General features: G+C 68.5%; 11 protein-coding genes. All 11 read right to left on the reverse strand.

The window, feature by feature from the left end; all coding sequences use genetic code 11:
• Nucleotides 1-197 precede the first annotated feature (197 nt).
• The 11 genes from MRBLAR12_RS13435 to MRBLAR12_RS13485 all read right to left on the reverse strand — a co-directional run bounded on the left by MRBLAR12_RS13435 (nt 198) and on the right by MRBLAR12_RS13485 (nt 14164).
• On the reverse strand, nt 198-1688 hold the full coding sequence (locus MRBLAR12_RS13435; protein ID WP_364746616.1) for an amino acid permease: 1491 nt from the start codon (nt 1686-1688) through the stop codon (nt 198-200).
• A 284-nt stretch (nt 1689-1972) separates the two neighbouring features.
• Nucleotides 1973-2737 (reverse strand): response regulator transcription factor, encoded by a 765-nt coding sequence (locus MRBLAR12_RS13440; protein ID WP_364746617.1) that lies wholly within the window; start codon nt 2735-2737, stop codon nt 1973-1975.
• Entirely contained in the window at nt 2697-4076 is a 1380-nt protein-coding gene (locus tag MRBLAR12_RS13445) for a sensor histidine kinase (RefSeq protein WP_229991883.1), read from the reverse strand. Before MRBLAR12_RS13445 ends, MRBLAR12_RS13440 begins: the two co-directional genes overlap by 41 nt.
• Before the next feature lie 35 nt (nt 4077-4111).
• Nucleotides 4112-5002: an ABC transporter permease gene (locus tag MRBLAR12_RS13450; RefSeq protein ID WP_229991882.1), complete on the reverse strand. Its 891-nt coding sequence runs from the start codon at nt 5000-5002 to the stop codon at nt 4112-4114.
• Between the two features lie 3 nt (nt 5003-5005).
• Nucleotides 5006-5947, reverse strand: a complete 942-nt coding sequence (locus tag MRBLAR12_RS13455; protein WP_229991881.1) for an ABC transporter ATP-binding protein — start codon at nt 5945-5947, stop codon at nt 5006-5008.
• A gap of 149 nt (nt 5948-6096) precedes the next feature.
• Entirely contained in the window at nt 6097-7593 is a 1497-nt protein-coding gene (locus MRBLAR12_RS13460) for a bifunctional phosphatase PAP2/diacylglycerol kinase family protein (RefSeq protein ID WP_364746618.1), read from the reverse strand.
• Between the two features lie 52 nt (nt 7594-7645).
• Nucleotides 7646-8833, reverse strand: coding sequence for an MFS transporter (locus MRBLAR12_RS13465; RefSeq protein WP_229991879.1), 1188 nt, complete (start codon nt 8831-8833; stop codon nt 7646-7648).
• Complete coding sequence (locus tag MRBLAR12_RS13470; RefSeq protein ID WP_364746619.1) at nt 8830-9603, reverse strand: DeoR/GlpR family DNA-binding transcription regulator; 774 nt, start codon at nt 9601-9603, stop codon at nt 8830-8832. The genes MRBLAR12_RS13465 and MRBLAR12_RS13470 overlap by 4 nt, the downstream gene beginning before the upstream one ends.
• A gap of 129 nt (nt 9604-9732) precedes the next feature.
• Nucleotides 9733-11415, reverse strand: coding sequence for an ABC-F family ATP-binding cassette domain-containing protein (locus tag MRBLAR12_RS13475; protein WP_229991877.1), 1683 nt, complete (start codon nt 11413-11415; stop codon nt 9733-9735).
• 47 nt (nt 11416-11462) lie between these two features.
• Nucleotides 11463-12902: an amidase gene (locus MRBLAR12_RS13480; protein ID WP_229991876.1), complete on the reverse strand. Its 1440-nt coding sequence runs from the start codon at nt 12900-12902 to the stop codon at nt 11463-11465.
• Nucleotides 12899-14164 carry a M20 family metallo-hydrolase gene (locus tag MRBLAR12_RS13485; protein ID WP_364746620.1) on the reverse strand — a complete coding sequence of 422 codons (1266 nt, stop codon included), beginning with the start codon at nt 14162-14164 and terminating at the stop codon, nt 12899-12901. Before MRBLAR12_RS13485 ends, MRBLAR12_RS13480 begins: the two co-directional genes overlap by 4 nt.
• Nucleotides 14165-14193: the final 29 nt, after the last annotated feature.

Consider the following 14193-nt stretch of genomic DNA (forward strand, 5'->3'; position numbering starts at 1 on the left):
CCAAGAACGGACATGTCCCTTCTCGGTACCGCCGGACATGCCCTCCCCTCCGCCAGGGGAATGGACATGTCCCCGCGGCAGGCATGGGCATGCCCTCCCCTCGGGCCAAGGCATGGACATAATGCCACTATGTCCGCTGGTTGGCGCCGGGGGAGGGCATGTCCGATGGTCCGGGGTCGCCGAGCGAGTCCTGGAAGCTATGCCCCCGGTCGGGCGCCCACCGTGGCGTCCTCGGCACGAGCCACAGTGGCGTCCTCGGCAGCTTCAGCCTGAGCCTCAGCAGCTTCGGCGCTCCCGGCAGGAGCCTCGGCGACACCTGCTGCGGGAACGGTGGCCTTGGAGCCGTTCCTGCGGTAGCGGAAGACCCCGATCCCCACCACGACGGCGGCGAGAGCCAGCGAGAGCAGGAGTGATTCCCGCGTGGATTCCAGGATCACCATGCCGATCAGCAGGGCCACGATGCTGACGATCGACGCCCAGGTCAGGTACGGGAAGAGCCACATTTTCAGCTGGAGATCCTTGGCGGCGGCGCCCATGCGGCGGCGCAGGATCAGCTGGGAGGCGGCGATCACGAGCCACACGAACAGGGCGATAGCGCCGGAAGTGTTGACCAGGAACAGGAAGACGGTGTCCGGGGCGATGTAGTTCAGGCCGACGGTGATGAAGCCGACCACCGTGGAGGCCAGTACCGCGGAAGAAGGCACGCCGCGCTTGGAAATCCGCATCCATGACTTGGGGGCATCGCCGCGGCGGGAGAGCGAGAACAGCATGCGGCTGGCGGTGTAGAGGCCCGAGTTCAGGCAGGAGAGCACAGAGGTCAGCACCACAATGTCCATGATGGTTCCGGCGCCGGGGATGCCGAACAGCTCGATGACCGCAACGTAGGGGCTCTTGGCGACGGAGGCGGAGTTCCAGGGCAGCAGGGTGACCACAATGGCGATGGAGCCGATGTAGAAGACGAGGATGCGCCAGACGGTGGACTTCACGGCCTTCTTGACGGCGTCGACAGGGTTTTCGGATTCACCGGCGGCGATGGTGGCAATCTCCGCGCCGAAGAAGGAGAACACGACAACGAGGATGCCGGCCAGGACGGCGCCGGGACCGTTGGGCATGAACCCTCCGTTGCCGATCAGGTTGTCCAGACCGGGTGCCGGAACGCCGGGGATGAGGCCGAGGATCGCGGCGGCGCCAAAGAGCAGGAAGAGCACGATTGCCGCCACCTTGATGGAAGCGAACCAGAACTCGAACTCGCCGTACGACTTCACGGACCCGAGGTTGGTCAGCGTCAGCAGTATCATCAGGGCAAGCGCCCACACCCACTGGTCAATGCCGGGGACCCAGCGGTGCATGATCGCAGCCCCGGCCGTGGCCTCGATGCCGAGGACAATGATCCAGAACCATGCGTAGAGCCAGCCGATGCTGAACCCGGCCCAGCGGCCCAGGGCCTTGTCCGCGTAGGTGGAGAATGAGCCGGTTTCCGGGTTGGCCGCAGCCATCTCGCCCAGCATTCTCATGACGAGGATGACGACGAGTCCCGCCGCGGCGTAGGCAACCAGGATGCCCGGGCCGGCCTGCTGGATCGCCGCACCGGAACCGACAAACAGTCCGGCGCCGATCACGCCGGCGATGGCGATCATGGACAGATGCCTGGGTTTCAGGGATTTTGAGAGCTGCTGGTCAGCGGGCATGGAAGCGCCGTCCTTTGTGGGGGTTCAGGCCCGCTCTTTGCCGGCACGGAATCGAATCCCTGCTGTGCGGCGGACCACAATGTCGTTTCACACTAGACCGCGCGGCACAGGCCCCGTCTTGTGCAGTCCCACAAATGACGGCCCGCGAGACCGGGCCATCCCCCAACAGGGAGGGCTTCAGCGCAACTAAAGTTGCCTCATAGGCAACTCGGCAATGTGCCTGAAACCACTGCTTCAGGCCTACCCGCCGGTAGCCGGCTCCCACGGCCGGCGGGCCGTTCCCGTCAGTAGTCCGCGTTGCTCGGCACCACGAGGCCGGTCTCGTACGCGTACACGACGGCCTGGACACGGTCGCGGAGGTGGAGCTTGGTCAGGATCCGGCGCACGTGCGTCTTGACGGTGGCCTCGGACAGGAAATACCTGTGCGCGATTTCGGCGTTGGAGAGCCCCTCCGCCATCGCCCCGAGCATCTCGTTTTCGCGGGGCGTCAGGTCCGCCAGCAACGGATCCCTCGCCGGGCGTGCCGTGCTGGCGGCGCGCTGTCCGCCGCCGTCCTCCGCCCCGGCGCGCTGTCCGCCGCCGTCCGCCCCGGCATGATCCATGCCGGCTCCGGCGCCGCGGACGTAGGTCTCCAGCAGCCGCTGCGTAACGCGCGGGGCCACCACTGCGTCGCCGCTGGCCACCACCCGCACCGCGCTGATCAGTTCCGCCGGCGCCACGTCCTTGAGCAGAAAGGCCGAGGCCCCGGCCCGCAGCCCGGCAAAGGCGTATTCATCGAGGTCAAAGGTGGTCAGGATGATGATCTTGGCGTCCGAATCCGAGGCCGCGATGGCCCGGGTGGCCTCGATCCCGTCCAGCACCGGCATCCGCACGTCCATCAGGACGACGTCGGGCGCGAGCTCCCGGACGTGGCTGACCGCTTCGGCACCATTGGATGCCTCGCCCACGATGCACAAATCATCTTCGCCCTCCAGGATGAGCCGGAAGCCCATCCGAAGCAGCGGCTGGTCATCCACCAGCAGAACGCGTACCGGTCCTTTGTCGAGCATTGTTCCCCCCTGTATCCGTGGCATTCTCGCCATTGCAGTTCAGTTCCGTGTGCACGCGCCAGCCGCGCTCACCAGTGCGCCCGGCGTGTACAGTGCCTGCGTAAATCCTGGCCCGCTCCCGCATCCCGGCGATTCCATGCCCGGTGCCGAAGGTATCCAGTGAGTCGGGCTTCGCCTGCGCGGCGGCCCCGGCACTGCCGGGGTCAACGGTGCCCCTGCCGTCGTCGACCACTTCGATGGTGACGCGTGAACCGTTGCGGACAATGCTGACGTCCACGCGGCTGAGCGCACGGCCGTAGCGCAGCACATTGGTCAGCGACTCCTGCACAATCCTGTACACGGTCAGCTGGAACGCCGCATCGGAGGGCAGGGACGGGCCGGTGTGCGTGTAGTGCAGCGGCAGTCCCGCGGTGCGGAAACCCTCAAGCAGTGTGGCCAGGCTGCCTCCGGCCACCAGCGGCTCGCGCGGGGCGTGCCCTGCGGCGGCGTCCTCGCGCAGCACGCCGAGCACCCGGCGCATGTCGGCCAGCGCGGTGCGTCCCGTCCGGGAGAGTTCGGCCAGGACGCCGGCGGCGCGCGCCGGATCCTTCTTGACCACGACGGCGGCGCCGTCCGAAAGGCTGATCATGACCGTCAGCGAGTGCGCCACGACGTCGTGCATTTCGCGCGCGATCCGGTTCCGTTCCGTGACCGAACCGAGCTGCTGGGCGCGGGCGGCCCATGCGGCGATCTCGTACTCGTGCTCGCGCCGCTGCCGCACCGAGATCCCGATCCCCGTGGCGATCACGTTGGAGAGCGTGATGCCGATGCCCGCCGCGATGCCCGTGAGCAGCTGGAAATTCTCCGGCGTGCGGACCGCCATGTCCGGGAGCCGCCCGTCCAGCGGACCAACGGCCAGCAGGAAGTACAGGAGCAGGAGCGGGGCGGTGGTCAGGGCAAGTGTTGCAAGGGCGAACCGCCGCGTGCGGACGACGGCGACGGCGTACAGCGAAAACCAGAGCCCGGCGGAGACATTGGATCCCCACGGATGCAGGAAGGTGACGGCCAGCTCCAGTGCCGCCACGGCGGCCGCCACCCGCACGGGATAGGCCCGCCGGAACAGCAGGACGGGCGCGGCCGCGGCGAGCAGGACGGCCACCGGCCAGTCGCCATGCAGGATCGACTCGATGGCCGTCGGCGTGACCAGGACCAGGTAGCAGAGCACCACCAGGACATCCATGACTCGCGGATTGGCCAGCAAGTAGCGCCGGAGCCGGCCGCGGCGGCGGGCGGTGAGTTCGGCGAGGGACGCGTCGGCCGGTCCGGCCGACGCGTCCCTCACAGGTACTGCATCGATCATGCTCTGAGCCTAGACGCTGGGCCTGTGCGCCCGGCTTAGACGTCCCGCTTCTTGAGCAGGATGGCGGCCAGGAGCACCGGGACCACAACCCAGGCGCCCAGCACCAGGCCGGCCTGCCAGGCCTCGAGCGTGTCCGGGACGTGCTCCACGGCGGTCAGGGGATCCACGGTGTTGCCGGGCAGGTACTTGCGGGCCTCCACGAAGAAGTCGCCCGGAATGAGCTGGAAGGCGATGGGCGCCACGAAGAACAGGCCGACCAGGCTCATGATGCCGCCCGCCGAGTTGCGGATCAGGGTGCCCAGCGCCATGCCGATCGCCGCGACCGCCGCCACATAGATGCTGTTGACAACGAGCAGCTTGACCGACTGCGAGCTGCCCAGGTCCAGGCCGAGGCCGTAGTTATCCAGGATCGGCACCGACACCAACCCGGCCACCAGGGTGGAGGCGGCGGTGATGACGAAGGAGGTCAGCACTACCACCACGAGCTTGGCCGCGAACGCCGGAATCCGTTTGGGCACTGCCGCGAACGTGGACCGGGCCATGCCCGTGGTGAACTCGGAGCTCATCAGCAGCACACCGAGGGAGCCCAGGATCAGCTGGGCAAACGCGATGCCGGAAGTCGGCACGCTGACGGCGATGTCGCCGCCCTGCGCCGCGAGCCTGGCCGCCACCTCCGGGTCCTGGGCCGCCGCCTCGGAGAACTGGCCCGTCCCCCAGGCCGAAAGCGCCCCGAACCCGACCATGACGACCACTGTGGAGCCGAGCAGGATCAGCGTGGAGAGCAGGGTGCGGAACTTGATGAATTCGGAGTTGAGGACCCGCAGGAAGCTGGGGCCGGGGCCGGAACTGCTGCCGTTTCCGGACCGCTGCGCGCGGGATTCGGCGCCGCGGGGCGATGGCGTGGATTCAACGGTTGTGGAGCTCATGGCTTAGTTGCCTCCGGCTTCGACGGGAACAGCGCCCGTGGTGATCAGCGAGTGGTATTCGACCTCATCCTTGGTCAGCTCCATATAGGCCTCCTCGAGGCTGGCCTGCAGCGGGGTGAGTTCGTAGATCATGACGTGGTTCTCCAGCGCTGCGGTGGCGATCTGCCGCGGGTCCAGGCCTGTGACTTCGAGGAGCTCACGCTCCTGGGCCTCCACGGAGACGCCGGTTCCGGCCAGCAACTGCATGAGCCGGTCCGGCTGGTCTGTGCGGACCCGCGTGCGGCCCTGGCCCTTGCCGGTGATGATTTCCTGGATCGGGGCGTCCGCAATGATCCTCCCGCGGCCAATCACGATCAGGTGGTCCGCCGTGACGGCCATTTCACTCATGAGGTGGCTGGAGAGGAAGACCGTGCGGCCCTCGGAGGCCAGATACTTCACCAGGTTCCGGACCCACACCACCCCTTCCGGGTCGAGACCGTTGACGGGCTCGTCCAGGATGACGGTCTGCGGGTCGCCCAGGAGCGCGGCGGCGATGCCCAGCCGCTGGCCCATGCCCAGTGAGAAGCCGCCGACCTTCTTGCGGGCCACCTCGGCCAGCCCGGTCATCTCAATGACTTCGTGGACCCGCTTCTTGGGGATGCTGTGGGTCGCGGCCATGGCCAGCAGGTGGTTGTAGGCGGAGCGGCTCGTGTGGACGGCCTTGGCGTCGAGCAGCGCACCGACATCGCGCAGCGGCGCGGCGTGCCCGGTCAGCGGCGACCCGTTGACGGTCACTGAGCCCGACGTCGGCCGGTCCAGTCCCATGATCATGCGCATGGTGGTGGATTTTCCGGCCCCGTTCGGACCCAGGAAGCCGGTGACCCGGCCGGCTTCGACGGTGAAGTTGACGCCGGCGACGGCGGTCTTGTCGCCGTAAACCTTGGTCAGGCCTCGTGCTTCGATCATGGAAGCTTTCCTTTGCGTAGCGGGAGATTATCCGGGGCTCCGCAGTCACGGGCCCGTCTGCACACCACGCTACCGAGGCCGGCGGCGTATTTCGCCGGTCTCAGGGATGATTCAGGGGCCAATCAGGGTAGTCCGGGAGGATGACAGGCTCAGTCGAGGGGCGAGTAGTAGGTCAGGGCGTCGCGGCGGACCGTGAACTCCACGCTCCGCACTCCTGGCATGACCTCCCCGTCGACGGCGAGGACCATGGGCCCGTTCCCGGGTTCCACCGTGATCCGGTCCGTTTCGCTGAGGTGGGTGATCCCGGAAGTGGCCACGGTGCCCGTGAGCACGGCCCAGAGCAGCCGCAGCCGGGCAAACGGCTCATCGGCAGTAATCATCCGCAGGTCCAGGACCCCGTCCGCCAGCACGGGGCGCACCAGCGGCGCGTGGTCGCTGGGGTAGTAGCGGCCGCGGCCGATATACAGGATCCACAGCCGGTGCCGCACCCCGTTGACGATCAGGGTGGTGGGGGTACCGGCCGCGAAGGTCCGGAACATGGCCACCACTCCGGCCAGGGGTTTTCCCAGAGCCGGCTGGAGCTGTTCGCGCCGGCGGACCAGGTTCGGGTAGAGACCGATGCTGGCCGTGTTGAGCATGATCAGTTCGAGGTGCTCCGGGCTGTCGGGGAGCCCGCGTTCGACACTCACGTGGCCGATGTCGGCCACTGCGGCCTCGCCGTGCGAGGCCGCCTGCACCGCCGCCCCCAGCGTGGGCGTCCCGGCGTCGCGGGCAAAGTGGTTGAGCGTTCCGCCGGGGAGCACCAGCAGCGGGAGGGAGCGTTCGACGGCGGCGGCCGCCGCGGCGCCCACGGTTCCGTCGCCGCCCCAGACGCCCAGGGCCGCAATGCCCGGCCGCGTCGCGACCTCGGCGATGCCCGCGTCAACGGCCTCATCATGCCCAATTTTCTTTATATACGCTTTGGGGAATGTTTTTTGCAGGGCGTCAACGGTCTCGTCGGCATAGGACCCGCCGAGGGTGTTGACGGCGATGCAGAGACCCTGTCCGTCCGGGAGTTCCGCGGCCCGGACGGCGCCACGGCGGGTTTCCGGGAAGGGCGGCCGGACGGGCCACCACTTCCGCGTCACCATGGCCGCGCCGGCGCCGATCGCGGAACCGAACAGCACATCCGAGGGCCAGTGGGCCCCGGTGTGGACCCGGGAGTAGGCCACCCCGGCCGCGACGGGGGCCAGCGCCGCACCGAGTGCCGGCCGGACCATGCCGACTCCGAGCGCGAAGGCCACCGCGGAGGCCGAATGGCCCGAGGGCATCGACGAACTCGTCGGCTGCGGATTGACGAAGCGGAAGACCGGAAGGTGTTCGGGCAGGGGCCGCGTCCGGGGCAGGAGGGTCTTGAACACCACGTTCGTGACTGCCGAGGCCACGCCTTGGGCCAAGAGCCCATGCAAGGCTGCCCGGCGCGTCCTTCCGGGCACCAGGGCCATGGCTCCGGCGACGCCGAACCAGAGTTTGCCTTTGTTGGCGGCGGCGGAGAGACGGCGGAAGAACTCGTCATGGCCTCCGCCCGGCAGATTGGAGACGGCGCGCACCAGTTTGAGGTCGAATTTCGACAGGCGGCCGGGGGCCTTCCTCAGCATGGTTCGCATTTGACCACCATACTGCCGGACGGCCCGCCGGAGGCAAGGGCGCGGCGGGCACCTACCTCGCGCGCAAGGGCTTCGCGGCGCCGGCGAGCACCAGGGCCACCAGAATCGGAATCCCGATCGCCAGCAGGGCGGCCCTGATACCGGTGACATCGCCCAGGTAGCCCAGCAGCGGCGGCCCGGCGAGGAAGGCAATGTAGCCCAGCGTGGACACGACGGACACCCGGGCGGCCGCCTTCCGGGGGTCATCCGCCGCGGCGGACATCCCGATCGGAAATGCGAGGGCGGCGCCCACGCCCCAGAGCACGGCGCCGGCAGCGGCCAGCCAGATGGTGCCGGCGAACACGAAGAGGCAGAGGCCCGCGGCTGCCGCGGCCATGCTGGCGCGCAGCACAGCCACGCGGCCGTAGACGTCGATCGCGCGGCCGCCGAAGAAGCGCATGGCGGTCATTGCCAGCACAAAGGCGGCGAACAGCAGCGCCCCCGTGGATTGTTCAGCGCCCAGGCCGTCAACCGCGGCCTTGGCAATCCAGTCATTGCCGGCGCCTTCAGTCAGGGTGGCGCCGAGAACGACGACGCCGATCAGCAGCGTGCGCCCGTCCCGCCAGGCCGACCCGCCCTTGCCGTGGTCCGGGTCCCCCGCGGCGGGCGCCGCGGCGGGCAGATGGGGCAGGAAGTACCGCGGGGCCACCGTGGTCAGGACGGCGACGACGGCGGCTATGACCAGCAGATGCTCCGGGAGCCCGACCCCCAGGGTGGACAGGCCGGCGCCGATCAGGGCCCCGATGAATGCGCCGCCGCTGAAGGCCGCGTGGAACTGCGGCATGATGGTGCGCCCGAGCCGGTGCTCGACGTCGGCACCTTCAATGTTCTGCGAAACATCCCAGAGCCCGACGCCGATCCCGAAGAAGAACAGGGCAATCGCCGTCCCCGGGACGGAGGCCGCCATCAGGGACAGCGCGACGCCGACGCCGGCCGCCGCGGCCACAAGTCCGGCGCTCCGGACGGTGTTGGCGGTGCCGATCCGGCCGACGACAAACCCGGCCGTGGGCAGGGCGATCAGCGAGCCGACCGCCAGGCACAGCAGCAGCGTTCCCATCTGGCCCGCGGTGATGTGCAGGATCTCTGTCACCGCGGGGATGCGGGCAGCCCAACTGGCGAAGACTAATCCGTTGATCCCGAAGACAAGGAAAGTCGCCCCGGTGGCAGCCTTCAGTTGCGGGACGGTTGCGGTACTGGTCATACGATCACTGCTTCCACCGAGCGTTGTGAGAGTTGGTCAAGTTCTTCCAGGCTGAGCTGCCGGTCGGTCACGACGGCATCGACGGCGTCCAGGGATGCGACGAGGGCGACGGCGCTGGCGTTCCATTTGGATCCGGCGCAGGCGACGATCACCCGGGCCGCGGATTCCAGGCCAGCGCGCTTGACGGCGGCGTCGTCGAGATCGTGGGCCAACAGCCCGTCCTTGAGGTTCAGGGCGCAGGGCGTGACCACGGCGGCGTCGAAGCGCAGCGAGCGGATGTTGGATTCCGTCATGGGCCCGCGGAAAGACAGTTCACCGGGAACGAGGCTGCCGCCCGGCATCAGGAGCTCGGGGCGGCGGCCGGCAGGCACATCTTCCAGGGACAGCGCGGTGACGGCTCGCAACGACATCGGCATGATCGTCATCTCGCGCTGGCGCAACTGGCGGGCGATCTCCGTAGCGGTGGTGCCGCTGTCCAGCCAGACGTGACTCCGGTCCTGGAGCATGGCCGCCACACCGGCGGCGATCCTCACCTTGGCGGTGTGGTCCTCCAGCTCGCGCTGCCCGTATTGGGGGTTTTCACCGCCGAAAACCAGGCTCTTGGCTCCGCCGTGGACCCTCCGCAGCACGCCGTGCAGGGCCAGGATGTCGAGGTCGCGCCGGATGGTGGCACCGGAGGCGCCGCAGGCGGCCATCAGGTCGTCCACCGTCACCTGCTCGCGGTTGCGAAGCAGTCCGCCGATCAGGCGGTGCCGCTCATCAGTGTTCATGATCAAATGCTAACGGTTTGTGATCATTTAATCATTTGTTGCGCGACCCAAAGAGCAAACGCGGGGTCACTTGGCGCCCCAGAAACCCCTCGGGGATGGGCGTTAAGTGACGCCGCGTTGCTTGTTGGCTTAGCGGGCGCGCTCGACGCGCTTTTCGTCCCAGACCGGTTCGGCGGACTCGTAGACCCTGCCGTCGGAGCCGAAGACCAGGAAGCGGTCGAAAGTGCGGGCGAACCAGCGGTCGTGGGTGACTGCCAGGACGGTGCCTTCGAAGTGGTCGATCGCCCGTTCCAGGGCCTCGGCCGAGTGCAGGTCGAGGTTGTCCGTGGGTTCGTCAAGCAGCAGCAGCGTGGCGCCGGAGAGCTGCAGCAACAGGATCTGGAACCGCGCCTGCTGGCCGCCGGAGAGGGACTCGTACTTCTGCTCGGACTGCGCTGCCAGCCCGTAGCCGTCCAGCGCCCCGGCGGCGGCTTCGCGGCCCATGCCGGAGCGGTGCTCGTCGCCCCGGTGCAGGATTTCGAGCAGGGTCTTGCCCAGCAGGTCGGGCCGGACGTGGGTCTGGGCGAAGAAGCCGGGCCGGATCCGGGCGCCGAGTTTCACGGTGCCCTCATGCGGCACCTCCGCGATCTCGACGTCGGACACCGGCAGGTGCTCCCGTTCCGGATCCGTGCCGCCGGTGGCGAGCAGGCGCAGGAAGTGGCTCTTGCCCGAACCGTTGGAACCAAGGACGCCCACCCGGTCGCCGAACCAGATCTCGGTGGAGAACGGCTTCATCAGGCCCGTCAGTTCCAGTTTCTCCGCCACGACGGCGCGCTTGGCGGTGCGCCCGCCCTTGAGCCGCATCTGCACATTCTGCTCGATCGGCAGGGCCTCGGGCGGACCGGCCTCGAGGAACTTCGCGAGCCGGGTCTGGGCCGCGTGATAGCGGTTGGCCATGTCGGAACGGAAAGCGGCCTTGTTCTTGTACATGTTGACGAGTTCCTTGAGCTTTACGTGCTCCTCGTCCCAACGCTTGCGCAGCTCCTCGAAGCGCGCGTTCCGGTCGGCCCGGGCATCCACGTAGGAACCGAAACCGCCGCCGTGGATCCAGGCCCCGGCGCCGTTGATGCCCGGTTCCAGCGTGACGATGCGGCCGGCGGCGTTGTTGAGCAGTTCACGGTCGTGGCTGATGAAGAACACGGTCTTCTTCGACTCGTTCAGCTTGGCCTCGAGCCAGCGCTTGCCCGGGACGTCGAGGTAGTTGTCCGGCTCGTCCAGGAGCAGCAGTTCGTCCGGGCCGGCGAAGAGAGCCTCGAGCACCAGCCGCTTCTGCTCGCCGCCGGAGAGGCTCGACGCCGGGCGGTGCTGCGCCCGGTCAAACGGCAGGCCGAGGGCGGCCATGCAGACCTCGTCCCAGACGGTCTCGACGTCGTAGCCGCCGGCGTCTCCCCAGTCCACGATGGCCTGGGCATAGGCCATCTGGGTGGGCTCGTCGTCGTGCTCCAGCATGGCGAGTTCTGCCTCGTCGACGGTGCGCGCGGCGGCGGCCAGGGCGGGCGGGGCGGCGGAGACCAGGAGGTCGCGGACGGTGGACTCATCCCGGACCTGGCCCACGAACTGGCGCATGATCCCCATGTTGCCGGAGCGGCCGATCACGCCTTCATCCGCAACGAGGTCGCCGGAAATGATCCGGAACAGCGTGGTCTTGCCGGTTCCGTTGGGCCCGATCAGCGCCGTCTTGGTGCCGTCGGGGACCTTGAACGTCACGCCGTTGAGCAGCTGGGTGCCGTCGGAGAGGAAGTAGTCGATGCCGGAAACGTCAATATGAGCCACGCGTTCAATCTTCCCATGGACGGACGGACCGGCCGGGGCCCGGGCGCCTAGCTGTTCACCAGGAGCTCCGGACGGCGTCCTGCCCAGGGCCGCACCGCCTCCACGGCGGCACCCACCGTGAAGACTGTGGCGTCCTCGAATGGATGGCCCACGATCTGCACACCCGTGGGGATGCCGCAGTCGGCCATGCCGCTCGGCACGGCCAGGACGGGGCAGCGGTTGCTGATGTTGAAGGGCGCCGTCATGTGCCCCTGCCAGTAGTGCCCGAGCCGCTCGCCCCCGGCGTCGATCCCGTCAAGGTACATGCCGTCCGCGTCCAGGGCGGCCACGGCCGAGGCCGGGCAGAGAAGGGCGTCGAAGCCGGACATCGCCGCGGCAAGCTCGGCCTGGATTCTGGTTTCCGCCCGGATGCCGTCGACGAACCGGTTTTCCGCGGCGGCTTTCCGGGCGTCCGCCATGAACCGCCGTGTGTACGGGGCCAGCAGCTCGGGAGACTCCGAGGTCTCGTCCTCCATGGCCGGACCGAGGAGGTAGCCGAAATGTGTGAACATTGTCCGGCTGATGTCCTCGGTGGTCCAGGGCAGCTCGATCTCTTCCACCACGGCGCCGGCATCACGCAGGGCCGTTGCCACGCCGCGCGTATTGGCCTCAACATCCGCGGCGACGGGATAGTTCCCCAGCCGGATGCAGAGAGCGATGCGCATGCCGGCCACTGCCGAGGCGGTGTCAGCACCCGGCGGGCAGGACAACGCCGGACTCCCGGCGAGGGAGGTGTGGTCGCCCGGATGACGGCCCGCCATGACGTTCGCCAGCAAGGCTGCGTCCGCCACGGTCCGTGCCATCGGGCCGTCGCCGCGGTAGTGGTCCGCGGAGAGCGGGGCCAGGCCGGGAATCCTTCCGTAGGGCGCCTTGTAGCCGACGGTCCCGGTGAACGACGCCGGCAGGCGGGTTGAACCCGCGATGTCGGAGGCGGTGGCCAGCGGCGCCAGCCCGGCGGCCAGTGCCGCCCCGGAACCGCCGGAGGAGCCGCCCGGGGAATACTGCCGGTTCCAGGGATTGCGCGTGACTCCCCACAGGGGACTGTGGGTGACGGTGGCGCAGCTGTATTCGGGCGTGGTGGTGCGGGCATGGATGATGCCGCCGGCACGCCGGATTCGGTCGATGACGGGATGGTCCGCGTGCGCGAGCTCCCCCTTGCGGGCTACGAGCCCCTGCGAAAGGGTGCGTCCCCGGAGCCCGTGCTTTTCCTTGGCGGCCACCGGCAGCCCCAGCAGGGGTGTGAGGTCCCTGCCCCGCGCATACCGGGCAGCGGCCTGCCGTGCTGCCGGGAGCGCCTCTTCGAACAGGGTCTCCGTCAGGGCGTTGATGCCGCCGTTGACGGCCTCGGTCCTGGTGATCACCGCTTCCATGAGCTCCACCGGCGAGAGCTCCCGGGAGCGGAAAAGCCGCAGGGCCGTGCCGGCGTCGAGGTAGTGCAGCTCGGTCATGCCAAGGCCGCTGCCGGCTCGGAGGAGGCTTCGGCCAGGGCGCCGGCAACCAGGTCCCGGGCCACCCCAGTGAGCATGTCCACGCCGGCAACCATGTCCTCGTCGGTGCTGAACTCCCGTTCGCAGTGCGAGACGCCGTCCACGCTGGGGATGAAGAGCATGACCGACGGCGCCACTGTGTTCATGGCAACGGAATCGTGGCCGGCCATGGTCTGGATCCGCCGCGCGGAAAGGCCCAGGTCTGCAGCCACCTTGTCCGCGAGTTCGATCCCGCCTTCGGGGAAGCGGCGGATCGGCCGGATGTCGAAGTCCTTCACATTGACTTTGATGTCGTGCTCGCGTGCCAGCGCATCGATGTCCTCGATGAGTTTGGCGCGGGCCGCCTTGACGATGTCCGGATCGCCGGAGCGGAGGTCGGCGACGAGGTGGACCCTACGGGCCACCACAATGGGCGAGTTCGGTTCGAGGGTCAGCTGGCCCACGGATGAGACGAGGGCCTCCTCGGCGAACTCAGCCGTGACGTCGTGCACCATAAGAATGATCTTGGAGGCTGCCACCAGGGCGTCGTGCCGGTCGGCCATGGCCGTCGCTCCGGTGTGCGACTGTTCGCCGAGCACTTCGATGTCCAGTTTCTGGGTGTACCAGCTGCTGTCCACCAGGCCGATGGAGATGCCCTCGCGTTCCAGGATCCTGCCCTGCTCGATGTGGATCTCGGCGTAGCCGGCGGCCTCGGGCCCGTCAGAGGTGCCGAGGTACCCGATGCCATCCAGCGCCTCACGGACTGTGACGCCTCGCAGGTCCGCCACATCCAGCATCTGTTCCCGCTGCAGGAGTCCCGCAAACACCGAACTTCCCATGATGCTCGGCGCGAACCGGCCGCCCTCCTCGTTGAACCAGTTCACTACGGCCAGGTTGAACCGCGGCGCGGGCCCGCCCTCCGCAACCTCGGCGTCCAGACGCCGGGCCGCGTGCAGGGCGGCGACGACACCGTACGCGCCGTCGAACCGGCCCCCGAGCGGCTGGCTGTCCAGGTGGGATCCGATCAGCACATAGGGCGCCCCCGGCGTCCACTCCAGCAGCCCGAACATGTTGCCGATCCCGTCCACCCGGAGTTCCCATCCGGCGTCACGCACCCACCCGGCGAACCAGTGGCGTGTCTGCGCATCCTCCGGGGTTGCCGCCTGGCGGTCGACGCCGTTGTCGGGGGTGGCGCCGATGGTGGCCACGTGGTGGAAGTCTTCGAGGAAAGCTGCTGAAGTCATGGGAAATCCTTTGTAGGTTGCGGTGGAGA

It is taken from the genome of Arthrobacter sp. LAR12-1-1.1 (assembly GCF_040676555.1).
Classification (GTDB): domain Bacteria; phylum Actinomycetota; class Actinomycetes; order Actinomycetales; family Micrococcaceae; genus Arthrobacter.